The 25,885-nt window shown below is 47.0% G+C and carries 25 protein-coding genes; 17 read left to right on the top strand and 8 right to left on the bottom strand.

The genetic code is table 11. The features are described from left to right. Positions 1-8: 8 nt before the first annotated feature. From I8J30_RS20240 to I8J30_RS20210, 7 genes are all read left to right on the top strand, one after another. Positions 9-755 carry an SDR family NAD(P)-dependent oxidoreductase gene (locus I8J30_RS20240; RefSeq protein WP_210661209.1) on the top strand — a complete coding sequence of 249 codons (747 nt, stop codon included), beginning with the start codon at positions 9-11 and terminating at the stop codon, positions 753-755. Between the two features lie 164 nt (positions 756-919). Next, positions 920-1,645, top strand: a complete 726-nt coding sequence (locus tag I8J30_RS20235) for a pirin family protein (protein ID WP_210661207.1) — start codon at positions 920-922, stop codon at positions 1,643-1,645. Positions 1,646-1,657: 12 nt separating this feature from the next. Beyond that, a complete protein-coding gene (locus I8J30_RS20230) occupies positions 1,658-1,993 on the top strand; it encodes a hypothetical protein (protein ID WP_210661205.1) in 336 nt (111 codons plus the stop codon). Positions 1,994-2,250: 257 nt separating this feature from the next. Beyond that, complete coding sequence (locus I8J30_RS20225) at positions 2,251-3,744, top strand: spore germination protein (RefSeq protein WP_240548246.1); 1,494 nt, start codon at positions 2,251-2,253, stop codon at positions 3,742-3,744. Beyond that, positions 3,695-4,909 carry a Ger(x)C family spore germination protein gene (locus I8J30_RS20220; RefSeq protein WP_210661201.1) on the top strand — a complete coding sequence of 405 codons (1,215 nt, stop codon included), beginning with the start codon at positions 3,695-3,697 and terminating at the stop codon, positions 4,907-4,909. Before I8J30_RS20225 ends, I8J30_RS20220 begins: the two co-directional genes overlap by 50 nt. Positions 4,910-5,161: 252 nt before the next feature. Further along, the gene (locus I8J30_RS20215) at positions 5,162-6,241 is read left to right on the top strand and encodes a GerAB/ArcD/ProY family transporter (RefSeq protein WP_210661199.1); all 1,080 of its coding nucleotides are present in this window, start codon (positions 5,162-5,164) and stop codon (positions 6,239-6,241) included. 7 nt (positions 6,242-6,248) lie between these two features. Continuing rightward, complete coding sequence (locus tag I8J30_RS20210) at positions 6,249-6,941, top strand: Crp/Fnr family transcriptional regulator (protein ID WP_210661196.1); 693 nt, start codon at positions 6,249-6,251, stop codon at positions 6,939-6,941. 26 nt (positions 6,942-6,967) lie between these two features. Here the strand turns inward: I8J30_RS20210 and I8J30_RS20205 are convergent, their stop codons facing one another. The 3 genes from I8J30_RS20205 to I8J30_RS34285 all read right to left on the bottom strand — a co-directional run bounded on the left by I8J30_RS20205 (position 6,968) and on the right by I8J30_RS34285 (position 7,851). After that, positions 6,968-7,342 (bottom strand): HAMP domain-containing protein, encoded by a 375-nt coding sequence (locus I8J30_RS20205; RefSeq protein WP_210661194.1) that lies wholly within the window; start codon positions 7,340-7,342, stop codon positions 6,968-6,970. Between the two features lie 35 nt (positions 7,343-7,377). Continuing rightward, positions 7,378-7,635: a winged helix-turn-helix domain-containing protein gene (locus I8J30_RS20200; RefSeq protein ID WP_210661192.1), complete on the bottom strand. Its 258-nt coding sequence runs from the start codon at positions 7,633-7,635 to the stop codon at positions 7,378-7,380. Between the two features lie 78 nt (positions 7,636-7,713). Further along, entirely contained in the window at positions 7,714-7,851 is a 138-nt protein-coding gene (locus tag I8J30_RS34285) for a response regulator (RefSeq protein ID WP_210661535.1), read from the bottom strand. A 70-nt stretch (positions 7,852-7,921) separates the two neighbouring features. Between I8J30_RS34285 and I8J30_RS20190 the strand changes: the two genes are divergently transcribed. The 8 genes from I8J30_RS20190 to I8J30_RS34275 all read left to right on the top strand — a co-directional run bounded on the left by I8J30_RS20190 (position 7,922) and on the right by I8J30_RS34275 (position 17,104). Further along, entirely contained in the window at positions 7,922-8,791 is an 870-nt protein-coding gene (locus tag I8J30_RS20190) for an alpha/beta fold hydrolase (protein ID WP_210661190.1), read from the top strand. A 345-nt stretch (positions 8,792-9,136) separates the two neighbouring features. Continuing rightward, the gene (locus I8J30_RS20185) at positions 9,137-10,606 is read left to right on the top strand and encodes an ABC transporter substrate-binding protein (RefSeq protein WP_210661188.1); all 1,470 of its coding nucleotides are present in this window, start codon (positions 9,137-9,139) and stop codon (positions 10,604-10,606) included. A 717-nt stretch (positions 10,607-11,323) separates the two neighbouring features. Continuing rightward, entirely contained in the window at positions 11,324-11,545 is a 222-nt protein-coding gene (locus tag I8J30_RS34280) for a glycine betaine ABC transporter substrate-binding protein (protein WP_420831247.1), read from the top strand. A gap of 146 nt (positions 11,546-11,691) precedes the next feature. Further along, positions 11,692-12,090: a MerR family transcriptional regulator gene (locus tag I8J30_RS20175; protein ID WP_210661533.1), complete on the top strand. Its 399-nt coding sequence runs from the start codon at positions 11,692-11,694 to the stop codon at positions 12,088-12,090. A gap of 670 nt (positions 12,091-12,760) precedes the next feature. After that, a complete protein-coding gene (locus I8J30_RS20170) occupies positions 12,761-14,194 on the top strand; it encodes an aldehyde dehydrogenase family protein (RefSeq protein ID WP_210661184.1) in 1,434 nt (477 codons plus the stop codon). A gap of 111 nt (positions 14,195-14,305) precedes the next feature. Next, on the top strand, positions 14,306-15,253 hold the full coding sequence (locus tag I8J30_RS20165; RefSeq protein WP_338044904.1) for an SDR family NAD(P)-dependent oxidoreductase: 948 nt from the start codon (positions 14,306-14,308) through the stop codon (positions 15,251-15,253). Positions 15,254-15,404: 151 nt separating this feature from the next. Then, positions 15,405-16,583, top strand: coding sequence for an MFS transporter (locus I8J30_RS20160; protein ID WP_210661182.1), 1,179 nt, complete (start codon positions 15,405-15,407; stop codon positions 16,581-16,583). Between the two features lie 293 nt (positions 16,584-16,876). After that, positions 16,877-17,104: a DUF11 domain-containing protein gene (locus I8J30_RS34275; protein WP_210661180.1), complete on the top strand. Its 228-nt coding sequence runs from the start codon at positions 16,877-16,879 to the stop codon at positions 17,102-17,104. 129 nt (positions 17,105-17,233) lie between these two features. Here the strand turns inward: I8J30_RS34275 and I8J30_RS20150 are convergent, their stop codons facing one another. From I8J30_RS20150 to I8J30_RS20140, 3 genes are read right to left on the bottom strand one after another with little or no spacing between them, the layout of a single operon-like run. Beyond that, positions 17,234-18,337 carry a GerAB/ArcD/ProY family transporter gene (locus I8J30_RS20150; protein WP_210661178.1) on the bottom strand — a complete coding sequence of 368 codons (1,104 nt, stop codon included), beginning with the start codon at positions 18,335-18,337 and terminating at the stop codon, positions 17,234-17,236. Beyond that, a complete protein-coding gene (locus tag I8J30_RS20145; protein WP_210661176.1) occupies positions 18,334-19,503 on the bottom strand; it encodes a Ger(x)C family spore germination protein in 1,170 nt (389 codons plus the stop codon). Before I8J30_RS20145 ends, I8J30_RS20150 begins: the two co-directional genes overlap by 4 nt. After that, on the bottom strand, positions 19,500-21,038 hold the full coding sequence (locus I8J30_RS20140) for a spore germination protein (RefSeq protein ID WP_210661174.1): 1,539 nt from the start codon (positions 21,036-21,038) through the stop codon (positions 19,500-19,502). The genes I8J30_RS20145 and I8J30_RS20140 overlap by 4 nt, the downstream gene beginning before the upstream one ends. Before the next feature lie 192 nt (positions 21,039-21,230). Here I8J30_RS20140 and I8J30_RS20135 point away from each other — a divergent pair, with 192 nt between their 5' ends. Next, a complete protein-coding gene (locus tag I8J30_RS20135) occupies positions 21,231-21,950 on the top strand; it encodes a hypothetical protein (protein WP_210661172.1) in 720 nt (239 codons plus the stop codon). A gap of 125 nt (positions 21,951-22,075) precedes the next feature. Here the strand turns inward: I8J30_RS20135 and I8J30_RS20130 are convergent, their stop codons facing one another. Beyond that, a complete protein-coding gene (locus I8J30_RS20130) occupies positions 22,076-22,732 on the bottom strand; it encodes a DUF1345 domain-containing protein (RefSeq protein WP_240548228.1) in 657 nt (218 codons plus the stop codon). A gap of 741 nt (positions 22,733-23,473) precedes the next feature. Here I8J30_RS20130 and I8J30_RS20125 point away from each other — a divergent pair. Next, a complete protein-coding gene (locus I8J30_RS20125) occupies positions 23,474-24,340 on the top strand; it encodes an aldo/keto reductase (protein WP_210661170.1) in 867 nt (288 codons plus the stop codon). 167 nt (positions 24,341-24,507) lie between these two features. Here I8J30_RS20125 and I8J30_RS20120 read toward each other — a convergent pair. Next, a protein-coding gene (locus I8J30_RS20120) for an IS3 family transposase (RefSeq protein WP_210661168.1) occupies positions 24,508-25,868 on the bottom strand; the annotation gives its coding sequence in 2 pieces (ribosomal slippage) (positions 24,508-25,412 and positions 25,412-25,868; 1,362 coding nt in all). Positions 25,869-25,885 lie beyond the last annotated feature (17 nt).

The raw sequence follows: 25,885 nt of genomic DNA, 5'->3' as shown, positions 1-25,885 counted from the left end.
TCTATCACATGGGGAAATTTGAAGGTAAAGTCGTGGTCGTCACCGGAGGAACAAGCGGCATCGGGCTTACGACAGCACAACGATTCGTTGCGGAAGGAGCGCATGTCTTCATTACCGGCCGTAGACAAAGCGAGCTGGACGCAGCAGTGAAATTGATTGGTGAACGAATTACTGGCGTTCAAGGCGACGTGTCTAATCTGGATGATCTGGATAAACTATTTGAAACGGTCAAACAGGAGAAAGGACATTTGGACATTCTCTTCGCAAACGCTGGACTTGGTAGCATCCTGCCCTTGGGTCAAATTACGGAAGAGCAGTACCGGACCACCTTCGACGTAAATGTAAAGGGTACTCTGTTTAGCGTCCAAAAAGCTTTGCCGCTGTTTCCGAACCAGACGGGCACAATCATCTTGACCGGATCTACGGCGGGCACGATCGGCGACGCAGGATTTAGCGTTTACGGTGGAACAAAGGCAGCTCTTCGCCAGATGGTGAGGAACTGGATTATGGACTTGAAAGGCACCGGAATACGAATCAATGTCCTTAGTCCAGGCATGGTCCACACGCCAGCCTATGACGATCTATTTGGTGAAGCGCTTGATCAAGTCCTTGAGTCCGCTAAGAATACCGTTCCGCTGAGCCGCGTGGGTAAGACGGAGGAAATCGCCAACGCCGTGATGTTCCTAGCCTCGGAGGAAAGCAGTTATGTAAATGGCGTCGAATTGTTCGTGGATGGCGGAATAGCCCAAATTTGATCGTCGGATAAGCTTCGTTTTCAAATCAGGCAGAGGAGTCTGTGTACAGCTCCCTGCCTGATTTTCATATCCCGGCAGACCAAAGTATAAATCAAGCTTTCATCTACGATGAATTGCTGGAGAATTCGCTTTAATTGAAATAAAAGTATAAGGGAGACGATATAGTGATTTACGTGTATCCGGCAGAGTCGAGACACTCATTCGATCTTGGCTGGCTGAGAAGCAGCCATAGCTTCTCGTTCGGGAATTACTTTGATGAAGAGAATACCGCTTTTGGACCGATGCGTATCTTGAACGATGATACGATTTCTCCAAAGCGCGGATTTGGGGCACATCCACATAGTGATATGGAGATATTATCGATTGTCCTCGATGGAGATCTCCGTCACGAGGACAACTTAGGTAACGTGATGGTAACGAAGTTTGGCGCTGTACAACGCATGTCGGCCGGTACCGGAGTGGTGCATACCGAACATAATCCATCCGATACCGAAGATGTCACGCTGCTTCAACTTTGGTTTGATCCTGAACAACGAGGACTTGAGCCTTCTTATGAGACGACGAGTTTTGATCCGGAGTCGCTCTCTGGCGGGTTGCTGCCGATCGCTTCAAGCGATTCAGTCGAAAATTCAGTCGCGAAGTTGTACCAGGATATGACCGTATATCTGAGTAAACTGAAAGCAGGCACGAACGTAACGTTTAAACAACAACCGGGAAGAAAGGTGTTTTTGTTCGTCATTGAAGGACGGCTAAAGGTAGCGGACGAGAAGGATGCAACGATATTACTTTCCAGACGGGATTCTGCGCGTATCGTGAACGAAACGGCGTTGAAGCTTGTAGGCGATCACGAAGCAGACGAAACTTTTTTTATGTTGATCGACTTGCCCTAAGGAGGAGCCGTAATGGCCAGATTTTTGATCAAGCATGCCGTAGGCGGACGTACGTTCGTAGATTCAGACGCTAATCCGCAAATTCAGTATGAATTGAAGGCTCAGGATAAGGGTGGATCGCTGATAACCGCTCATCTACCGGCGGAGATGGCAAAGGAAATGGCCGAGTTGCTTAAGTGGAAACAAGAACTGAATGTGTTTATTTTCGACGATCTTGATGACGGGCGTCAGCAGAAAACGTGGTTTTATACGGGCGATGGTGACGTTCATTACAATAAGGCCGAAAGAATCTTAAGAATCAGGAGCAGCCACGACATTCATTATTTGCCTTCTAATTACCCGGAGTAACCGGACTAACAGATAGTCCTGAAAGCGAAAAAGCCGACTGTCCTATTTTGGGCAGCCGGCTTTTTCGGATTAGATCAAGAATGATGCTTACCTGCTGTAATCGTAGTTCCTTATTCGCCTGTCGTACAAATATCCTTTGGCATAATGCCGCTTTTTATCGGGGTCATGCAGGCAGCATCCTATGCTGACATGGGCGATACGAATCAAATATCACAACAAGGACATACTGGAGGTGATAAAGAAAGGAAGAATTGGAAATGAGTCATGTACCATTGCTTGCGTCTGCCTCCCTGAATCTGCAAGAATTGAAACGCCTTTATACTGGAAACGAATTGTTTTTGTTCCGTAACCTTGGCGACAAGGATACGGGCGACGAAGCCATTATTGTGTATTTGAATTCGCTTGTGGACGAAAATCGGTTAAACCAACAAATCATCCGAAAAATGAATATGGATTTACGAATGAACAGCGGACCTGCAAGAGAAATTGTACTGGATTCATTACATACATTAGGTAACGTCAACATTATCACAGAGATAGATGAGATCGTAAGTCATTTAGCGGATGCCAATTTCGTTTTGTTAATAGAAGGGCATATAGAAGCTTACGCGGTCAAATTGCCGGGCTTCGAGACGCGGGCAATCGATGAGCCGCAGATCGAACTTAACATCCGCGGCCCTCGCGAAGGTTTCACCGAGGACTTGCAAAAAAACTTGGGCATGGTTTTACGTCGTATGAAATCGCAGGATCTGAAAGCGAAATCGTTTCTGATCGGCCAAGAGAGTCAAACGAAGGTGATGCTCCTTTATCTCGGCGATCGTGTTGATTTCAGGGTGTTAAATGAACTGTGCCACAGAATGGATTCCATTCGAATAGATGTGCTGTCGGACAGCACACAAATCGAAGAATGGATTCAAGATAGCACGTTCTCGCCATTTCCTCAGCTATTGAATTCGGAAAGACCTGATCGGATCGTTACGGCGATGAATAGAGGTAAGATCGTCATTATGGTAGATGGCACGCCGAATGCTCTTATCGCCCCAAGTACGTTTTTTGAAATGCTGCATCCTAGCGAAGACCAATTTGAACGGTTTTATTTCGCTAATTTCTTGCGTATTATCCGACTCATTACGTTGTTTGTATCACTAATTGGTCCTTCATTTTATATTGCATTGACTACGTTCCATCTCGAAATGATTCCCACGCCATTGTTAATGACGTTTCTTTCAGCGAAGGCGGGGATTCCCTTTCCTACCTTTATAGAAGCCTTGATCATGGAGGTCGCTTTCGAGGTGCTGCGAGAAGCTAGTATGCGTCTGCCGCGCATTATGGGACAATCTGTCAGCATTGTAGGAGCGCTCATCATTGGCGAAGCTGCCGTACAATCGGGTATCGTTTCGCGTCCGATGGTGATTGTTGTCGCAATGACGGGAATAGCTTCTTTTACAATTCCATCCTACAGTACGGCAATATCACTTCGCTTGTTGCGTTTCCCATTGATGTTTCTAACCGCCCTTACAGGTATGTTTGGATTATCCGTAGGCATGTTCATGGTTATTTTCCACGCATGCTCCTTGCGATTTTGCGGTGTATTGTTTCTTGACCCAATTGGATCAGAAGGGATTCGGAATACGATTATGAAAATCTTCTTGCCCCCGGTCAGGTATAGAGGAGGATTCAAGCGCGAAAGGAGCGGGTCAAATGTGCCTAAAAGACAATCTCATTATTTTCAAGGTAAGGAATGGGATTAGTCTGAAAAAGGGCGTATGGTTTATTTTATTGTGCCTATTTATGGTTTCGATAGGGGGGTGCTCGCCGGATGTAAACGAAATCAGCGATATTGCTTTGGTTACGGCAGCAGCGATTGATTTTGATGAAGAAACAAAAAAGTATACGTTCAGCGCCTTTTGCATCATGCCCTCGAATACAAGCCAGGAAAAAACCTCGTCTCTTAGCCCATGGATTTCCAGTGCCACAGGGAAAACCCCGTTGGATGCGGCTAGAAAAATGCGGTCACGTGTCGGGAAGAATTTGATTTTCCAGCATAATAAATTTTTTATCGTCAGCGAGAGCGCCGCGAAACATTCCTTATACGAAGTAGTGGATTACTTAACAAGGAAGAGGGAATTTCGGATAACAGCCTATCCGATTATCGCACCAGGGCAAGCTTTGGATAAACTGATGCTTGCTACTGAGTCTGGTGATTTGTTACCCAATGATCTGCTTGGTCAAGTCCGCAACAATAAACTGTCAGGTCAGGTAGTAACGTTAACTTTGAAAGATTTTGTAGATTTATTTGAGAATCCCAATCGGGGGTTTGTGTCCGGCAGGGTCAAGGTAAACACTTCAGAAACAAGCGATAAAAAATTCCTGTCTTTGAACGGGGGGGCCATCATCTACAAGCAGAAATTCGCGGGATGGGTGGATGGAAACGATGTATTGACTCTTAACGCATTGTCTAAAAATAGATTTTGGAGAACAATGGAATTTAATGAAGTGATCAATTCGAATGACGGTTTGAAATTTTCCGCATTATTCCATGAGAAAGACTCGGAGATCAGCGGCGACATTCAGAATGGACGCCCGAAATTGAGTCTTTATCTGAAATTCAGCGCATCCGTGGAGGACGTGAATGAAGATATCGATGTCGGCGATTCGAGCGTCATTATACAAATGGAGCAAGCGGCTTCTAATCATTTGGAGGAAAAAATAAGAAGGAGTCTGCTGCATTTTCAAAAAGATTTGAAAATTGACGTTCTCGGGTTCTCCGATTATTATATGCAGCATCATCCGCAAGCATGGAAAACGATCCAAAAGGATTGGGAGACTCTTTACCCCAAGATTCCGATCCAAGTTCACGTCACCGTTCTGTTCGATAAATCGGGTATGACGACATACATAAAGGAGCAGTCGTAAATGTTTAATGCAGCTATTTTCGTCAGCTCCCTTAGTTATGGCGTCGTGTATTTTTTTTTGTTGCGCAACCGAGGCAAGCTATCCGATGCCATAACGATGTTGCTTCTTTGCGGATTCATCGCGGGCTACTACGCCCCTTTTACCGGGAAAAAGTGGCCAACAGTCGAAATTCTGAATAACGCCTTATTTTCTCCGCTATCCCAGTACATCTTTGGGCATCTATTGAGCAAGTGAAGGAGGGATTAACTAAAAGTGCAGGAGAAAATATCTCATCTTCAGTTTAGTTGTTTGTTATTCGGATTTATAGCAGGCTTCGAAAGTTTGTTTTTAACCGAAGCCAAACTAATGAAACAGGATGTATGGATTGCTAATGTTTTCAATCTCGTTGCCGGGATTACATTATTAGCGATTATTACGTTCGTTCAACGTCAGTTCCCGAATCACAATATGACTGAAATTTGCGATAAGCTACTCGGAAAGTGGCCAAGCAAAGTATTGCTCTGTGTCTATTTACTTAGTAACTTGGAGACCGCTTCGGGAGGTTTTCGGGCAGTATCCATGTTCTATACAACTGTGATTTTGCCAAATACGCGACCGGATTATCTAATACTGGTCTACGCAGCTTGTTCAACCTATGCCGTGTATATCGGCCTCGGTACATTAGCGCGAACAAACCTCATCATCATCCCGTTCTTTTTAATCGGTTTTCTTGCCACATGCTTGTTTATTATTCCGGAAATTCAAACGAATCCTTTTCTTCCTCAACTCCAAAGCTCGAAGGTGAACATGGTTATCGGAAGTATGCATCTGTTTACCTTTACCTTCTCGCAAATGATTACGTTTGGATTTCTCATGTCGCGGGTTGAAAATAAGAACAAAATTTTCTCGTCCTGTACCATTGCAATGTGTATGTCAGCTCTTTACTTGGTTATGATTTCCTATTTGACTCTTAGTTCTTTAGGATTTAACTATATCGAAACATCAACGTACCCGTTCTTTTCAACGATTCAATTGGTGAAATTAGGAGAATATTTGGAACGGATCGAAATCCTTCTGATCGGGCTGTGGACGGTTCTTACGATGGTCTATATTATAGTGATGCAATATGTGTTTACGCTTGTGGCAGGGCACGTATTTGGAATTTCCAAGAAGAAGCCGTTTCTGTTCGCGATAGGGCTCCTCTACTTCGCACATGCTTCTAAAAGCTATATTCGCACCGCAGATCACTTCACGTATGGAACTAAAATCTATCCGCTTTCTTCATTGCTCCCCTGTATCGTTTTTCCCTTAGTGTTAATAGTGATGACCTTGATTAAGAAGAATAGGGGGTAATTTGAATATGCAATCCCATTTACGATTATCGTCGTCCAAGCTTTTTGCGTCACTCCCAAGCGAAATATTAAATGAACTAGATCAATTAGTTTCCATCACGGACTTTCATTTTCCGAAAAAAAAGACGGTTATTCAAACACCTGGGAGCGAAAGGAATGTCTTGTCATTCGTGATTGAAGGTAAGCTGCGCCTCTATAAAACAAATTCGTCCGGAAAGCAATATACTGTCGGTATACTTAGTCCGGGAAGCATGTTCGGTGAAAGTGAATCATTCTCACTAGGGACGCATGGGAATTATATTGAAGCCATTGAAGACGTATGTTTTTGCTCGATTCCAAAACAGTCTTTCGAAAATTTATTAGTAAAATATCCGGAACTGATCCTACGAATTCTGAAGGAGTTAAGCACACGATTGAAGGAACGGGACGAAATGTTGGAGATCATTTCCTCAAAAGATCTACGAGGTAAAGTTCTATTTTTCCTGTCGAAATTATCCTCCAAATTTGGCATCGACAATGATGGATATCAAAAAAACGATCTGTCCATCACTCATCTGGAACTTGCTAATATGATTGGTGCTACTAGAGAAGCCGTATCCGTAGTTTTACAAGAGTTATCAAATGAAGGCATCATAAGTACAGGGCGGAATTCAATTAGTATTCACAAAGAAAAAATGAATGAAGCTATGATCAAAAAATAATTGTTATAGTAAAGGTGGAACCCTGCTCAAATAAAGGGAGTTTTAAGCTCATGGGCAGCATTAGCAAAAAATCGTTTTTGTTGTGAAAAGGATTTTTCTAACCGGTCAAGCATGATATTAAAAGATTGACCCAGCTGGCCTACCTCATCGTTTCTATTTTCATAAGGAATGCGCTTCCGTAGATCATCGTCGGTTATGGCGGAAATCATATGGCTCAAATTATGTATGGGGCGCAGCGACCTGCCTGCAAAGAGATAAACCAAACCCATACCAAGCACCGAAACAATTGCTAGGATAATCATATTGGCAGTATCAAATTTCTTTTTTGCCTCAGTAACTGCGCTTGCGGATAATTCCGCTTTGGGAATGGATTCGCTAGCGGTTAGCGTATCACTTTCCATTATGGAAAGATGTGCGGAAATCGGACCGGCAGCCGTTAAGTATGAGAATTGCGAATAGGCATTATAGGAAGTTCTTTATCGCATTTAGCTTCTGCCAATTTCTTTTTTATCGCATGAATGTGGTACTTTAAAGTGTCAGGAAATACATCAGCATCGCTGTCACTCGTGTGATTGATTAACCTCGCCGCACTGATAACTTGTTCTTTTTGAAGCATCAAGTATTCCAAAATAGCAAACACCTTTTTGGTAAGAGTAAGGCTATTCTCATGAAATGAAACCATCTTCGTAGACATATTTAAGCGAAGGCCGCCACAAGTAAGTTCATTTCCTTGTTGTATATATGAGATACGTGACAATGTCCGTATTCTTGCCTAAAAATCAAACGGTTTCGTCAAATAATCGTTTGCCCCTAAGTCCAACCCCTTCACTCGTTCTTCTATCGCAGCCCTTGCGGACAAAATTAATATTTTTGTCTCTTTGTCCTTTTGGTTGCAACATGTATCCTTCAGGTCTTAAATAGGTTACCTATTCATAATCATAGTAAGACGGTTGAACCTTGCAGAGAGGGGAGAACTATAGATGTCCTTGGCAGTGCTGTATAAGAAAATGAACATCGAAGGACTAGAAGTTTTCTTTCGCGAAGCAGGGAATCCACGGAATCCGGCAATTATTCTTCTTCATGGATTTCCTAGCTCTTCCCACATGTTTCGGGATTTGATACCGCTCTTGGCCGATCGCTATTATGTCATTGCACCAGACTATCCCGGATACGGGAACAGTAGTATGCCTTCAGTGGAGGAGTTCTCGTATACGTTCGAACATCTTTCATTGGTTATTGAACAATTAATTAATCGACTTTGCATTCCTCGCTATATTTTGTATTGTCATGATTACGGTGGCCCTGTTGGTTTCAGGCTCGCCATCCGTCATCCGGAGCGAGTATTAGGTTTCGTAATTCAGAACGCAGTTGCACATGCTATAGGGCTTGGACAACCATTTGATTTGTTCAAAGCGCTTTGGGCAGATCCGAGTCCTGAGAACCAGAAAGCGTTTGCTGCGCTTGTCGATTTTGAGTTCACCAAGAAGCAATATACTTTTGGCGTTTGCAATCCTTTTCTTATCAGTTCGGATGGGTATACAATGGACCAGTTTTTCCTAGATCGGCCGGGTAACGCCGCCATACAGTTGGCGCTAGGCTACGATTACCGGACTAACGTGGAACAATATCCGAAATGGCAGCAGTATTTGCGGACCTATCAACCCCCGACCTTAATTGCCTGGGGCAAAAACGATTTTATTTTCACACTGGCAGGGGCATACGCGCTAGAACGGGAACTAGCCTGTGTCGAACTTGTACTGTTATGTGGGGGGCACTTTGTCCTCGAAGAAGAGAGCTACACGGTTTCTAGATTAATCAAATCCTTTTTTTGTCGGGTTTACGGATTTTAGTGATGCAGCATATGAATGGAAGAAATGAAACGGATGGCGTACAGCCAATCCGTTTTTTCGTTGCAATTAAATCCGGCTTTGATCGTAATTTCGAGGATGATGCGATTGCGATTTCACTTTAATTGATTCTTACGAATCTATTGTAATTTACTTTACTGAACGATTGCTTAGAAAGATCTATTATTAAAGTTATTGTCCATTTAAGGCCTAAGATGATGTATTAAGCGTCAGCCCAGCAATTAATGCCAAGGGAAACGCTTAGCTGAGAAGAGAATCAAGGGGGATAGCCGCGGGCCTCGAGACGGCTGTTCTCTCCTTAATTACCGGAGGTGGAAACCAACTATAATGCTTAAGAATAGAACGAAACAAAATTTCGTAGGTTATCGTTGCGTTACGCTCGGAGTAACATTAACCATCGTTACGTGCTTACTTGCCGCATGTTCAGGTGGAGGTGACGTTGAAGAAGAACGCCAAGTACTGCGTATTGGCGTCCTGTATGCTAGTGATGGCAATGAATCTGGCATACGGCAGGAATTGACGGATGATTACGAATTAACTCATCCAAACGTCGATATCGAGCTGACCGCGGCCATCGACATGGATGATCAGCGCAATGAAGAGCTCGCCGGCAATCTCGAGCGCCCCAAGTATTACGAGGCGTTAATGCAGATGTTGATCGGCAACAATCCTGTCGACGTGCTGATTTTACAGAATTCTGCTTTTCTGCACCGGTTGTCGCGGGATAATCTGCTTACTCCACTGGATCCCTTAATAAAGGCAAACAAATTCGATCTGGAGGACTTCCTACCTAACGTTATTAACGGTCTTAGAGATGCGGACGATCATTCCATCTACGCCTTGACGTCGACGTTCGGAGGCGCAGCACTATACTATAATAAGCAGCTATTCACCGACGCAGGCGTCTCTCCTCCAACCGACAGTATGCTTTGGCCGGATGTTCTTCAGCTCGCGAAGAAAGTCGCCATGGGTGAGGGCAAGACTCGTAAGTTCGGTTTTTCTTTTAATCGGTGGGGAAGCGATGGCATTAATGATATCCTGACATATTCCGCTCCGCTTCAATTGAAGCTATTCGATAAAAAAGCTTGGAAAATGACTATTGATACACCGCATTGGAACCGTTCATGGACCGATATTGCCACGCTCTATCTTGATAAGATTGTACCTTCGCATTCCGACTTGAATAGCGGGAATGCGAATAGCGATCTATTCCTAAATGGACGTCTTGCTATGTTGATCGGAGGCAATGTCTATATCAACACGCTTTCCGCTGCTCGTACCTATTCTGACAATCCCAAGATCCAGTCGCTCGATTGGGATGTAGTGTCGCTTCCATCCTTTGCCGAGGCACCGGGGATCGGAGGTAGCATCGCATTAACCAATTTGATGGCGATCGGCGCTAAAGCGCAACACAAAAAAGTCGCTTGGGATTTCATTACGTATAACAATAGCCAGCGCATGGGGAAGTTGAAATCGCGAAGCAGCGGTAATCTTCCGGTTCGTCAGTCGATTCTGCAGCCGAAAGAGGGCATGAGTTACAACCTAGGCGCCTTCTATGCGCTAAAGCCTGTCCTTCCGTCGGAAGAGTGGGAAGAGCTTTATTGGGAGACCCCAAACCTGTCGCCGGTGTTTAAGCTAGGTCCGCCGCTGTTCCAGGATGTTGTCAATGGGAAAAAGTCGGTGAAGGACGCACTCCGGGAATGGCAGATTAAAGGGGATACTTTAATGCAAGACATCAAACGGAATCCGGCTGCCTACACAAACGGCGAAAATTTTTGGGGAGGCTGGGGAGGATAATTCTTCACACGGATAGCTCATAGATTCGGCTAACGGGTACGGCAGCGAATATTCCCTTTCGAAATGCGATGTGAAGTAGAGAGCGTGGTCATATTTTGCAGATTGAAGGAGAAGATATCTCTATTTATTGGGCTAATGCTTAGCTAAAGGCGCGTGATTTACAAGCAACGCGACTAATTCGTGTCTATAAGGATTCACGATTCGAAGGTCCAATACCTCGACGCTTCCGCGCCGCCGATGAATTACGTGAATGCGAATGCGGAATTAAAGTCGAAAAGGATATGGTGGTATCGGGTATTATTGCCGACATGCAGCTGTTGTTCGGATGAGTGAATTGGCTAATGCACATACTGATGCACCTCTGGAGCTACGCTAATGGGCCGAATAATTCAATGGGGCGCATGGTAAACTACTCCAAAAGATAGTGAAGGTATTATTGCACTTTTCGGAGATGGACATCGGGACTCGCTTCGCTTATTGGAGCAGGGGACTCGGAGACTTGATTTTTCGCGGCATTTCCACAGTTAATACGGATCTAATCTTGGTGGGCACGATTCCGGTAGCTTTAATAGCACTGTTGTTCGATTACTTGTTAGGACGGATGGAGAGGGCGATAACACCACGCGGACTCCGAAAAAATTCGCGGAATCCGAAACTGATCAGAGGTGTGGAATCTCGCTCGGATCGTTGCTGATCTTGGCATTGGCAGCAGGATTAATGATGCGTTTCGGGCAGTCCGGGAACGCCTGTAGTACCATAGTCGTGGGTGAAAAAGCGTTCACGGAACAGGATATCCTTGTCCACTTGATGTCTTCACTGATTGAAGAGAAGCCTGATCTGAAGGTCGTTCGCAAACCATATCTGGGAGGCTCGGCAGTCACTCACAGCGCGCTAATCGGAGGCAACAAACACATTACCTCAGCTGTGGCTCGAGTCTGAACAAAGAGGGCTTGCGTCTTCATATGAAACGACCAACTTGGATCCGCGTACATTATCGTTTGTTATTTTCGAAATGGGTAAGTTTGCTGGTCAAGTAAGCGATAATACCGAACATGGCCAAGTTGAATGTGAAAGGAAGAATCGATATGAGTTTTTCTATTAAAGATGCTTCGGACAAGCTGGGCATTCCTGCACACACGATCCGGTATTATGATAAAGAAGGTCTTTTGCCTTTTATCCAAAGAGATGTTCATGGGAACCGGATTTTCGAAGTGAAGGATCTTGAGTGGATAAACTTAATGACTTGCTTTCGTGTGACGGGGATGCCTGTAGCAAAGCTAAAGCATATTGTAGATTTGGCGCTTCAAGGAGAATCCACGATTCAGGAAAGAAAAGCTATCCTCGAAGAGCATAAAATGGTGTTGAAAAAGCAGCAAGATGAATTAGACCGTGCTTTTGAAGCTGTAAATTACAAGTTATCCAAATACGAATCGATTCAAAAAGGCGAGATTCCGAAAACCTCGGAATTCGTCATGTCCCCATGACCTAAATGACTTACTAAATTGGACCTCTGCTCAAGCTCCATAGAACCTTGACCTTACGAAACCGCTACGCCTTCGGGACGCCAGCGGGCTTGTTCCACGGTGATTCCCTCCATGGCTTGTTTGAGCGGGGGATACCAATCCTCTAACGCATAGATGCGATCCTATCCGCGAGTAATATTCCGAAAAGATAAAATAGCGACAAACACTTCGCTGGAAATGGCGAATGGAGTCCATCTTACCGGAGCTTCTGTAGCTCTAACTTCTGATTTTCCAGAATTGCTTTACCGTTCCGCGGCGTCTTTAATCGAATGGCCGCAAGCAACACCTCCTTTCCCGGACATCTCCGTTTCACCTACTCCTTAAAGTTCAAAAGAGACCACGTCGAAAATCCGAATAACAAAACGCTTGCCTTAAAGTTCGCTTTAAGGCTTAAAGTAATTCTCGTAACCAGATGGGCTTGATGTGGTTACCAGGCAAGGAGGAGGAGGCGATCACGTAATTCCAATACCCAAAGTAAATTCGGTATACGGATCGGGCGAGGAATAGTATGCAAGGAAGCGCAAATCGATTTAAGACAAAAAAACTCTTGCCTTAAAGTTTACTTTAAGGTTTAAGGTTATAAAGCATCCTGTTCGCTTCACACAAAAAACAACAAGGGAGACCTATACCAATGAGAATCATTGATGAAATTTATATGAACGGCAAATTCGTAAAAACAAACGGTACCGAAGTACAAGAACTCATCAATCCGGCAACGAGAGAAGTTATTGGCCGCGTCACGTTGGGCGATGAGAGGGATACCCAAGCTGCAATCGCAGCGGCGAAAGAAGCGTTCAAGACATTTAAGAATACGACGATCGAAGAACGCAGCCAGATGCTGCAACGGCTGCACGATGTCATGATGGAGAAGTTTGATTTACTAAATCAGGTAGCCGTTGATGAATACGGCGCTCCTGCAGCAGCTACAGCCGGTCGTACGCAGTATGCCGCTAAAAACTTCCTTCATAACATGGATGTCATGAAAGAATTTCAATTCGAGAAACAAATCGGCAAAGCGAAGGTCGTCCTTGAGCCACTAGGTGTTATTGGCCTCATCACGCCATGGAACGCGAACTATACGCATATTTCCACAAAGCTGGCTCCTGCCATCGCAGCAGGATGCACGGTCGTCATCAAACCGAGTGAAATCAGCGCGATCCAAACGCAAATCATCGCGGAATGCTTCCATGAAGCAGGTATTCCGGCCGGCGTAATCAACTTCGTTAACGGCAGAGGGGATGTGGTCGGTGCGGAATTAACGCGTAATCCAGACATTGCGATGATTTCTTTCACGGGATCCACGCAAGTGGGAAGAATCATTGCCAGAGACGGCGCGGCTACGATGAAACGCATGGTATTGGAACTTGGAGGAAAATCGCCTAACGTCATCCTTGACGACGCCGATTTCAACAAAGCCATTCCGTTGTCCGTCATGACCGCATTCAGCAACAGCGGACAAGCATGCCATGTAGGTTCCCGCTTGATCGTTCCGGAGCAACGATTGGAAGAAGTAAAACAACTGGTAGTCAAAACCGTTGAAGGCATCAAAGTCGGCAACCCATGGGAGAATGGTACCTATATCGGTCCAATGGTTAACCAGAAGCAGTATGAGACGGTTCAACGGTACATTAAACTCGGCTCGGAAGAAGGCGCCGAATTGATTGTAGGGGGAGAAGGACATCCCGAAGGCTTGGAAAATGGCTACTATGTAAAACCAACTGTGTTCGCCAACGTCACGATGGATATGACGATCGCCAAAGAAGAGATTTTCGGACCGGTTCTGTCCATCTTGACTTATAAAACCGAAGAAGAAGCGATTGAACTCGCCAACGATACGATTTATGGTCTTTCTGCCTACGTGAGTTCGTCCAATCTCGAGAGCGCCAATCGCGTTGCTTCGCAAATCGTCTCGGGTCGCGTGCTGATCAACGGCTTGTACGATGAGCCAAAAGCGCCATTCGGCGGATTCAAGCAGTCCGGCATCGGCAGAGAATTCGGCGCTTACGGCCTGGCAGCGTACGTTGAGACGAAAACCATTCTCGGACACGATGTCTTGCATCACTAACCGTAACGATAAGCGCCGAGGAGTATCCCTGGGCGCGAATATCTCAAGCATGCATGGGACATTCTGAGAAACGACTCAAAGTGATAATTCATGAATGGGAGTGGTCTTCAAATGAAGTCTGATTCAAGCAGCGGAAGAACCAATCAATCGGCAATTCCATCAGGGTTCGGATCGCAGACAACGGCTCGGGAAGCACTGGGAAACCTCGACCTGACGGGGAAAATCGCGCTTGTGACAGGCGGTTATTCCGGCATTGGTCTTGAGACCTCGCGTGTTCTGGCGGAAGCGGGCGCAACGGTCATCGTGCCGGCACGCACGCCGGATAAAGCGCGGTCCGCGGTGGCAGGGATACCCCGATTGGAATTGGAGATGCTCGATCTCATGGATCCTTCATCGATCGATGGCTTGGCTGAGCGATTCCTTAATACGGGGCGTCAATTGGATATGCTCATTAACAGCGCCGGCATTATGGCCGCTCCGCTTAACCGCGACGCGAGAGGCTACGAATCTCAGTTTGCCACGAATCATCTCGGCCACTTTCAACTGACCGCCCGGTTATGGCCGGCCTTGCGGAAGGCAAATGGTGCGCGGGTCGTTTCGGTGTCCTCGCGGGGTCACCGTCTCGGGGGTGTGGATTTCGATGATCCGAGCTTCCACCATCGGGAATACGACAAATGGAAAGCTTACGGCCAGTCCAAATCCGCCAATGCATTGTTCGCTGTCGAACTCGACCATCGGGGCAAGGCCCAACACATTCGTGCTTTCTCCGTTCATCCCGGACTTATCATGACCGATCTCAGCCGTCATCTGACTGATGATGAGGTCGGCCGTCCGAAACAATTGAACGATGAGCAGGGGGAGAAGCCCACTTCCGTCGCGAATGCCGATACCTTCAAGACGGTAGAGCAAGGGGCGGCGACGAGCGTATGGTGCGCAACGAGCGAGCAGTTGATTGGCAAGGGGGCGTGTATTGCGAGGACGTGGATATCGCGGAGGCTGTTTCAGCCGACAGTCAGCAGGGCTTCGGCGTTCGACCGTGGGCGATCGACCCCGAACTAGCAAAAAAACTGTGGCGTCTAAGCGAGCAACTCACTGGAGTTACGTACCCATTCTAGGTAGCTGGCGTTCCGCTTTCTAATGGCTGCAACCTGGAGCTCCCAGGTTGCAGCCATTTGTATTATCACGATTATGATGAAAAGAGGGGGATCTTATGAAACAGAGCTTTAAGCTGACCTTATTGTCATTGGCGGTTACTTCCACGTTAGCGCCTATGCTGGCAGCACCAGCCGTCAAGCTTCTGCTGCTTGATTTTACGGAAACAAATCCGGTGCTCGTGCAACTCGTCGTCACGTTCGCGTCGTTCTTCATCCTGCCGAGCTTGTTGATCGGAAGTTTACTTGCCCGATGGATTTCCAAGAAGGCCATTCTATCCATCGGCCTGGTTCTGTTTATAATCGGTGGCGTTGGACCATCCTTCATGCATTCAATTGAAGCGATATTAGTGATGCGTGCCATTCTAGGGCTAGGCATCGGATTTATTACGCCGCTCATGAATGCCTTAGTGGCGGAGTACTTCGAGGGCGAAGAACGTTCCAAAATGAACGGACTTACCGTTGGGGTTAATGGAATTGGCGGAGCATTCTTCCTCCTAATCGGCGGAGCGATTACAGCTTTGGGATGGAGAAGCGTATTCTGGACGTACTCCTTCGGGCTGATCTTACTCATATTGGTGCTTTTATTCGTTCCGCGTGATAAGCCGAAGATGACCGTGCAAGCAGATAAGCCGGCGAAATCGGGCCCTATGCCGCTCAGCGTCTATCGGATTGGCTTATTGACTACCGGACTCATGATTCTGTATTATGTCATTCCGACCAATCTTGCTTCGTTCGTTATCGACAACAAGCTGGGTAATTCGGCTACTTCCGGCTATTTAACTTCCATCTCCTTCGTATTCGTATTCCTTGCGGGGATTACCGGGACATGGACTTCCGGTTTGATGGGAAAAGGAGCGGTTCCCTTCGTTATCGTTCTATTAGGCGCAGCCTTCCTGCTCATGAGTGAAGCGCACTCGTTATGGATGGTCGCTTCAGGGGTGGGTATCGTCGGCTTCGGATTTGGACTTGCGTATCCCATTTTATTGAACAAAATGGCGTTGGCGGCTCCCGCCGAGCACCGGACGCTGGCGGTTATGCTGATGACGGCGTTCGCCAATCTCGGTCAATTTATCTCTCCGCTCATTACGAACGGCATCAAGTCGATGTTCCATCTGGATTCCATTCGCTCCGTATTTTTGATCATAATGTTCGTGTTGATTATAAGCTTAGTCGTTCCAATTCTGCAGACCCTAACGGTTCAAACGGTAAAGAAGCAAGTAGAGGCTCAACGATGAAGTCGCTCCACCCAGGCACACAGTTTTGTGCGATTCAAAAAATCAAAAGTCGGGAATCCTACTGAGGATGACACAACAACGTATCGGATGTGGACGTCGGCTTGTACAATTGTCGGTTGACAAGAACATTGTCCGTTGAAGTCCGCGTAAAACGCGGACTTTTTTAGCTATCGGATTAAATTGACAAGGACATCATTAGATTCCGCATTTATTACGGCATTTTGTTTTTATGATATCAAGTTCTTGTCAAAGTTCAATGACAAGAACTTGATATCATTCCCTACGAATGACAAGTGGACTTTTTTCATCAAGATGAGGGAATAGCTCTTTATAAAATTGTATGGGTGGGTTCTGTTTTTGAATATCACATCACCGTAACCAACAATTCTCGATCCATAACGCTGGAGATCGTGATGATCTATGATATTTTGGACGCCTCCCTGCAGTTTATTTCAGGAAGTTTGCAGGTGAATGGGGTGCCGCAGCTCGATCCAAAGGGTACTAGCTTTCATGGAGTTTAGGTTCCAAGGAAAATGCTACCGAGGGGTTTCTTTAATAAATAACTTAGATCGCTTCAAGACGTTCTCAAGAATTTCCTTGAAGCGATCTTTATACTGGTTGTGTCCTACGATGACGATGGTCTCGAAATTCTAAATTTGACTCTCTCGTGTCCGCTGTCTGAAAGCCGCCAATCCCCACATCAAAAGAGGCAGACCGATCATGAAAATAGGCAGCATAAAACGGACGGCGATCTTTTGCGGGAAAACGATCGAGGTTTCCACGACGTTCAGCGGAATAAAGGTTACTCCGTAAGCGATGCATGCTATAATCCAGGTCATTCTCTTCCAATTGCGGACGCCCAACAGTTGAGCGGAGCCGTATCCGGATATGAACAAGTACAGCGCGAGCTTCGTAAAGACGCTCATAATCCAAATCGTAACCGCGATGGCATCCAAATTCTCGATGATTCCGCCGAGGGAGACGGCCCTCACTAGCATCATCAAGGGATAATTGTTGCTCTGGCTCACCATGGGGCCAAATGAAAGCAAGCTGGCGAAAATCGAGAGCATCGTGAACAATCCGGACACAAGCACGCCGCTCACGGCATACTTTACCGTTTTGCCCTTGGATTTCACGAAGGCGATGATCATGACCAACAAGACGCAGTCGCCGAGAAACGTGAGCGTGGGAATGGAGCCCTTCAGAATGCCGAACACGCTGACATCGCCGAAGAATGGCCGGATGGACTGCAGCTCCATATTATTGGCCGACATGACGACGGGTAAAATAACGCCAGCCATGACAATCGGTCCGATGACCTCGCAGCAGCGAGCGATCACGCCGACGCCGTGAAGGGTTGGATATAAAATCACGGCCAGCATCATGGCGATGATGACAGACATCGGCGTTTCAGGCAATATCGTTTCGGAGAGGAAAAACGCGAACTGCTTCAAGATCACCGTGAGCAATACGAGCCAGAAGATCATATAGAGAAAACCGATGGCTCGGCCAATCCATCTGCCGAATAGAATATCGCCATAATGTATTATCGTCATTCCCGGGAAGCGAAGCGCCGTCTTGGCGCATACGAGCGCGATCAGGAGCCCGGCACCCGTCGCGATTAACGCCGATATCCAAGCATCCTGACTGGCGATCTGTATCGTCGGCGCAGTCGTAAGCAGCAGCGTCATCGTGATTTGCGTGCTGGTCATGATCCAGAAAAGCTGTCTTTCGGCTATGTTCATGTCCGTCATTGGGCGTCCTCATTCTTTCTGTTTACTTGAATGCTCGTTTTACCCGGCTGCCTGATGAATATGTCAACGTCAAAGTCGACCTCGACTTGCGTAAACCGCTGGTCCCAGCTGTTCATCACCTTGCGCCATTGCCCGGGATAGTGGATATGGAAAGCTTTCGCAAATCCAATCGCGTCCGTGTGGAAACGATGCTGCGCCTGCCATAAGGCGCTTTTCAGCTGCTTTGTCATATCCTCCTCGAACCGCTTACTCAGCTTCCTCAATCGATCGTCATCTTTCATGAGGTTGTAATGCGTACTGTTCATAAGGACGTCGCCGTCTACGCGTATCCGTATCGTCATCTTCCATTTTCCGTCTTGAATGCGCGGCTTCCACTTCATCCGGTAATGCCTCATTCGAATGGCGACTATGCCGCCGTTCTCTGTAACGGACATGGTCGCGAATCTGCTGAGCTGCGTATTGGTCAGCCATTTGAAGCCTTGCACATGCGGGGCATCCACGAATCCGACCAGCTTTAGATCCTTTATAACCGCCATGCCTTCAACGCTTATGATGGCCTTCTTGGTTCCGTTCGAGGCGAGCATCATTGTGGTTGCGACGGGAATAACGAATGATCCGGACTCGCCGCTGATCAACTCCTCCACGATGTGAAGCGTCGAATGCTGCAGGGAAGGCTTTTGGGACATTTTAATCAGCGTTTCGTACGTGTTGGGATCTTGGAGCGATTGAATCAATTCCTTTGCCGTTCCTTTGCAGATGAAGAGATTGGCCTGTTCCCGGGGCTGAATATCTCGAACGAGAAAATCCATCTCATCTTGTAACCCGTCCCTGGCAAGCGCCTCTCCGAAAAAATAAGCCTTGGCGTGGCTCCACGAGAACCTTCTCGGCAATTGGGCTTGCAGCTCCGCGAGCGCATCCGGCACCGTTTTAGCCGTATTGGATGCCGTGTATAGCCTGCCTTGGCCGCCCTCGGCAGCACCTCCCGTTGAAGAGGGGTTCGGTATGAACACTTGAAACGTCAGAGACACCATGCCATTCTTTTCTTTATCGATTCCGGCGGAAATGATTAAAGCCATATTATTGACCTCTTCCCGATCCCAGCAGCCCGTAAGGAGGAAAGCGAACAGGCATGGGAGGAGCAAGCGGCGAATAGACGCTAGTTTCACTGGTCTTCCCCTTTCTCCGGCTCCCCTTGACGCTTCGAATTGCCCGGACTCGCGTAAGCGGCTGGACGCCGTTTCATTAATCCGATAGGCGCGCGTATCAGCGTATCCTTAAAGCTGTCGGTTTGTATAGGAGCGATAGGGGTCAGATAGGGGACGTCGAAGGAACGAAGGATGCATAAATGGCTAATGATCACCAAGATGCACAGGATCAGCCCGTAGAGGCCGAACATGCCGGACATGATCATGATGGGAAATCGCAAGATGCGGAGCGCGATATTAAAGGCGTATTGCGGAAGCATGAAAGAAGCGATCCCTGTAATCGCGACGATCATGACCATAGGCGCCGACACGAGTCCCGCTTGAATGGCCGCCTGTCCGATCACGAGCGCGCCCACGATGCTGACCGCCGACCCGATCTGCTTGGGCAGCCGAACGCCGGCCTCGCGAAGCGCTTCGAAGGTGATCTCCATGATGAGCGCCTCCACGAGCGCGGGAAAAGGAATCTCTTCCCTGGATTGGGTGATGCGCAGCAGCAGGGTGGTCGGCACCATCTCCTGGTGAAACGTTAACGTGGCTACATAAACGGACGGAGCAAGGAGCGCGAACAGGAAGAAGAGATAGCGAAGCCACCGGATCAGCGTACCGATCAGAAAGCGCTCGTAATAGTCTTCCGGCGATTGCAGCATGGACCACAGGGTAGTCGGGGCGATCATGACGAAGGGCGTATGATCGGTAATAATCAGCACTCGGCCCTCCAGCATGGCCGCGACCGCCACATCGGGGCGTTCCGTCGTTTGCAGCTGCGGAAACGGGGAATAGACGCTGTCCTCGATGAGCTCTTCGATCATTCCGCTCTCGACAATGCCGTCGATCTCGATTCGTTGCAGCCGGTTTTTGACGCTGGCTACGATCTCTTCTTTTGCGATGCCTTGCAAAAACGCGACGCTTATATCGGTCTCGGAATAGCGGCCGAGCGAGAACGTATCGATTTTCAGAGCAGGCGTCTTCAGACGCTTGCGCAGCAGCGTCAAATTGACGATTAACGTCTCGGTAAAGCCGTCCCGTGCTCCCCGAATGACCGATTCCGCTTGCGGTTCTTCCACGCCTCTTTTCTCGCAATGGACAAGCCCTAGGCTTAGCGCCCCCGGGATGCCATCTACGAGGAGAAGGGGCCTGCCGCTGAATAATTCGGGCACCATTTCTTCATAGGTAACATGCTCCTTGCTGTCCATAACCGTAAGCCAGGCCCGCAATTCCGCCAGCGAGGACGCGGTGAGCGCATTTTGCGGCTCCATCATTCGCTTTAACACATCGTGATCGATCGAGATAACGTCGGCAAGCCCGTTAATATAGACGATCACCGCATCTCGGGAGTCGGAAGCGCGGAACCGGTGATAAAGAACGTCGCCGCAGCCTTCAAACTGCGTTTGAAGCTGCGGCAATACAACGGCTAATTCCGCGGCAAGCGGCCCTCGGATCGTCGGCTCGGTTTGTACCCGTTGGCCGATGCGATCGGCCAGACTTCGTTTCTTCATCCTTCCTCGCCCTCCGTTCCCACGTTCTGGTTATCCCATGTTTTGCTCAAAAAACAGTCAAATTATCCGAGTTTTCATGGAGGCCGATGATGCGGAAGGGGGTTGATTTTGAATTTAGGTTCCTAAAATTTTGAAATATCGTTATACTTTAACTATTCAAACGTTGATAAGTAAGAGGAAAGGAAAATCATCATGAAGAAATGGCAAATAATCGCGATCGGTATTACGACCGCAGCGGTTATTATGGGCGGGGTTACATACGCGGGATTTTCATACTTGGGCGGAATCCTTAAACCGACAGTCGCGGCGGCAGAACAAACGGCAACTGCGCCGGCAGCGACCCCGATCGTCCTACCGAACAAATACACGCTCAACAACTTTGAATTCGACTTTAGGCGTTACAACAGCATTAACGGGCAGATGGTTTTGTATAACGGCGAAATGACGTCCGTTGCTCTGTTGCCGCAAGCTGACCGAACGAAGGCGATCAATAGCGCCTTGTCCACGCCCGCAGAAGTGGCGAAAGCATTAGGTTACATTCACGCCAAGTTTAACGAAACCCTTGCAAGCTACAACCAAGGGTCGTACGATACGCTTTCTTACATTCAAGAGACGGACGGTACTCTTACAATAGCGCCTAACTACTTGTTCGACGAACGACTTACGCACCAGCCGGAAGTCTACCTTCGCATGGCTGACGTGATCGGCAACGAGAAGGCGGCGAAATACTTGTGCAACGCTGCGGCATTGGTCGAAATCGCTGTCAAGAACGAAGACATTCAAGCGATTCTATACGCCCACCGGATTATTCATAACGTGGATTCGTTTATAATCAATCGACCGAGCGAAGGCGAAGAACCGTACAGTGCGGCGAAGATTGCCGAGGGCGTGGCATATATCGAAAAACAATAGGGAAGGGACAGCGTGAGCTGCCTCTTCCCAGAAGTTAAACCATTCCATTTTTCATGCTCAGGATTGTCGGATGACAAGAGCTATAAGATTAAGAAGCCGCGTGGTTGCGGCTTTTTTCATTTAGCTTACGCGATGTTGATCGCCCGCGCTGCCAATACAGCGACAATCACGAGCGAAATGCAGGATTGAACCATCATAAGGAGTTTTGCTCTGCTCGACAACACCATCGTATCCGTCGGGCTGAATGCGGTGTTTGTGTTAAAAGCAAGATATAAGTAGTCCGGAAACATGGGTATCCATGCCGCCCAGCCTGTGATTTCAAAGGTCATCTGCGGGAATAAAAAATCGGGCCGATCGCTTTTTTCACTGTGCCTCTTCAACGGACCGCCACGGTCGATTTCCCAATACCAGACGGCGAATACGCCAATGTTGCATATCCATAGCAAAGCGGCGCTCCCGAACAGATCAGCCGCGGTAGTCGTATGATTGAACAAGGCATATAGCAGAAACACCAAGCTGATAACCAGTCCCAATGTAATTACACCGGTCATACCAAGCCCAAGCATCCGTGTCCAGCCATGATGACCTCTCATCACACTGACGGCCATCGGCACCAGCAGCGTAGAGAGGATGAGAATTACGGTCCAACTCGGCACTGCGTTTAATTTTTCGAAGATGAGACTAAGCAGTAGCCCGATGATGACCACTACCGCAAAATAGGCGGAACGGGGTATGCGGATACCGTGGTGCGGTTCCGATGAGCGGGTTTGCTGCTCCGGCAAGGGCTACACCTCGTTTTCGAATTCGGTCGTAATCTGATTACTTGTATAATAACATACTGTTGGTTTGCTAACGAGGGACGATAGTTCAGTAACATGAGGGGTGCCCAATTGGCTTGAGGTGGGAATTAATGTCAGAAATCAGGTTGTTTATTGGATAGGTGGCTCATCTTGTGCGGGTAAAAGTACATTAGCCAGTATGTATGCAAAAGAACATGGATGTGAACTGTATTCTTGTGATGAACATTTTGATAGACATTTGAAAAATGTTTCATTTACTGAACATCCAGCAATGCATAAAGTTTCTACGATGAGCCCTAATGAAGCTTTCTATGCAAGGGAGGTCCAAGAACAGCTAAGTGTATATATACAATCTTTTGTTGAGGACTTTTCGTTTGTCATAGTCTATAACCATTTGATTGATTTACCTTAACCGATTCTATTAGAAATGAATTGTTGAAACTTGAAGAGAAACTACTAACATCAGAGGTTCGAACTTCTATAATTGAACTTTCAAATCAGGGAACACCGATTCCTTAAGATAAGATGTCGGGACGCAATGCCTAATAAAACTAACGGCCATCGGTAATTTCAGCACCAAAACCGAGCCTTCCTTACATCAGAGTAACTAGATGTACTTTTTTTCAGTACTACTAGTGAAAAAGCTGAACTGGTATACTTAAAAATGGAATTTTTCGTCACTACTCTTGGAAGCTTCACAACTAACTCTAAGGAGGATGTAAGATGACAATACCACAACGTAAGCTAGGTTCGACGGGGATAATCGTGGGGGAAATCGGGATGGGCGGAATGCCGCTCTCCGTAAACGGACGCCCTTCAGAGGAAGACGGCATCAGAGCGGTGCATGCCGCATTGGAGCAAGGCATTACACTGTTCGATACAGCAGATTCGTACTGCTTGAATTCGACCGAAAACGGTCATAACGAACGTCTGCTCGCCAAAGCTTTACATAACCGTCCCGAAGTTGTCATCGCGACAAAAGGCGGCCATATTCGTCCGGATGGACGCTGGGAAACCGATGGCCGTCCTGAACACTTGCGTCAAGCGTGCGAGGACAGTTTGCGTGCGCTCGGCGTGGAAGCAATCACGCTCTATCAATTCCACCGTCCGGATCCTAAGGTTCCGTTTGCGGAATCCGTGGGAACAGTCGCGGAATTGCAGCGGGAAGGGAAGGTCGTTCACGTGGGACTGTCGAATGTTTCCGTTGCACAGCTGGAAGAAGCCCGCAAAATTGTAACGGTCTCGTCAGTTCAAAACCGTATGAACTTGTTTGACCATTCATCCATGGACGTGCTGAAGCGCTGTGAAGAGCTCGGTATTGCCTTCCTACCATACAGCCCTCTAAACGGCATGGGCAACGCGCACGGCATCGGCAGCAACGAGACGCTTTCGCGGATCGCCAGAAGTCATGATGCATCGCCGCAGCAGATCGCGATTGCATGGCTGCTTCGATTATCGCCCGTCATTCTGCCGATTCCCGGCGCCAGCAAAGCGGTGAACATCGTTAACTGCGCGGGTGCATCCAACTTGGAGCTTTCCGCTAAAGACGTAGCTGAATTGAACGGCATCGCGGCTCAAATCACGGCCTAATTGCCACTTCGGCAATCGACCGGCGTTAGAAATGTCGTCTTTAGAGTTATTGAAAATCTCTTCGGAGAAAGTCACACATGATTGAACTATCGGGGTACGAAAGCTCAATAAACATCAAGAAACGGCAGCCGGATTTGAAGTGACCCCTTAAAGTTAGACAAATATTTTTAGGCAACCTGTTGGGCATGAGTTCGGTATTGTACCGGACTCATGCCTTTTAATTTTGCCTTGATACGTTTGTGATTGTAGTAGTTCATGTATCGTGCCAGCTCTAGCTTAAAGTGATCTACACTTTCGAATTCATTAAGATATAGAAACTCCGACTTCATAATGCCAAAAAAGTTCTCCATTACCGCATTATCGTAACAATTGCCTTTACGAGACATGCTTTGAGTAATTCCTTTTTTCTTCAAAGCATGCTGGTACTGTTTCATTTGATAGTGCCAGCCTTGATCCGAATGCAGGAGAAGTGCATCCTCTTCAGATAAGCGTTTAAATGCCTGATTCAGCATTTCAGAGACTAGGGAGTAGGTAGGGCGAGACGCTACTGTATACGTGATAATTTCACCGTTATACAAGTCCAGCACTGGTGATAAGTACAGCTTTTCTCCAAACAACTTAAATTCCGTAATATCTGTAACCCATTTTTCATTAGGTTTCTGGGCTTTAAAGTTACGATCGAGTACATTAGGGGCTATTTTACCGACAGTCCCTTTGTATGAACGATACTTCTTCATGCGAACAATTGATTTCAATCCTAGCTCTTTCATGATACGCTGCACTTTTTTATGATTCACCCGATAGTTCCGATTCAAGAGCTCATCACGGATACGACGATAGCCGTAAAGGCCTTTATGCTCCTCGTAGATGCTCTGAATGAGGCGTTTCAGTTCTGCATCAGGATCAGGCTTGTCTAACTGTTTAACCCAGTAGTAGAACGTACTACGAGGAATTTCTGCGAGCTCTAGCAACGCATTCACCGGAAATTCAAGCCTTAATTCATAGACTACTTGCGCTTTGTCTTGTTTGGTGATTTTTCCTTGTTTTGAACTAAGGCATTCAACTTTTTTAAGTACGCGTTTTCCATACGCAGACGTTCTATTTCAGCTTGGAGGGCTTCCACTGATCCTTCGGTGGGTTCTTGTTTTTTCGTAATCTTTTTGCTCTTATCTGTCACGGGTAGACGCCCCTTTTTCTTTGATTTCAGGGCGTCTAGTCCATGTTCATGGTATTGGCTGCGCCATTTTCTAATGATCCCTGGAGAGGAAATATTGATAATGACAGCCGCTTCATTTGGAGACGTCCCATTCTCGTTCATGTAGTTGAGTACGTCTAGTTTATATGCCGTAGAGTAAGCTGTATAGGTTTTTTCAAAAGCTTTTACACCGTGATATTCGTATTGCCTAATCCACATACGTAAAACTTCATGATTTATCCCTAATGATTTTGCAATGCTCTTGACCCCTTCAGTACCATCTTGATACCTGTGAATGGCACTCAATTTCTCATCTAAACTGAAATAAGGCAAAAAAACTGCACCTCCAT

This window comes from Paenibacillus lignilyticus, from assembly GCF_017942085.1.
In the GTDB taxonomy this organism is placed as follows: domain Bacteria; phylum Bacillota; class Bacilli; order Paenibacillales; family Paenibacillaceae; genus Paenibacillus_Z; species Paenibacillus_Z lignilyticus.
Note: the sequence above shows the minus strand (reverse complement) of the source record. Positions and strands in the feature narration are given on the sequence as shown.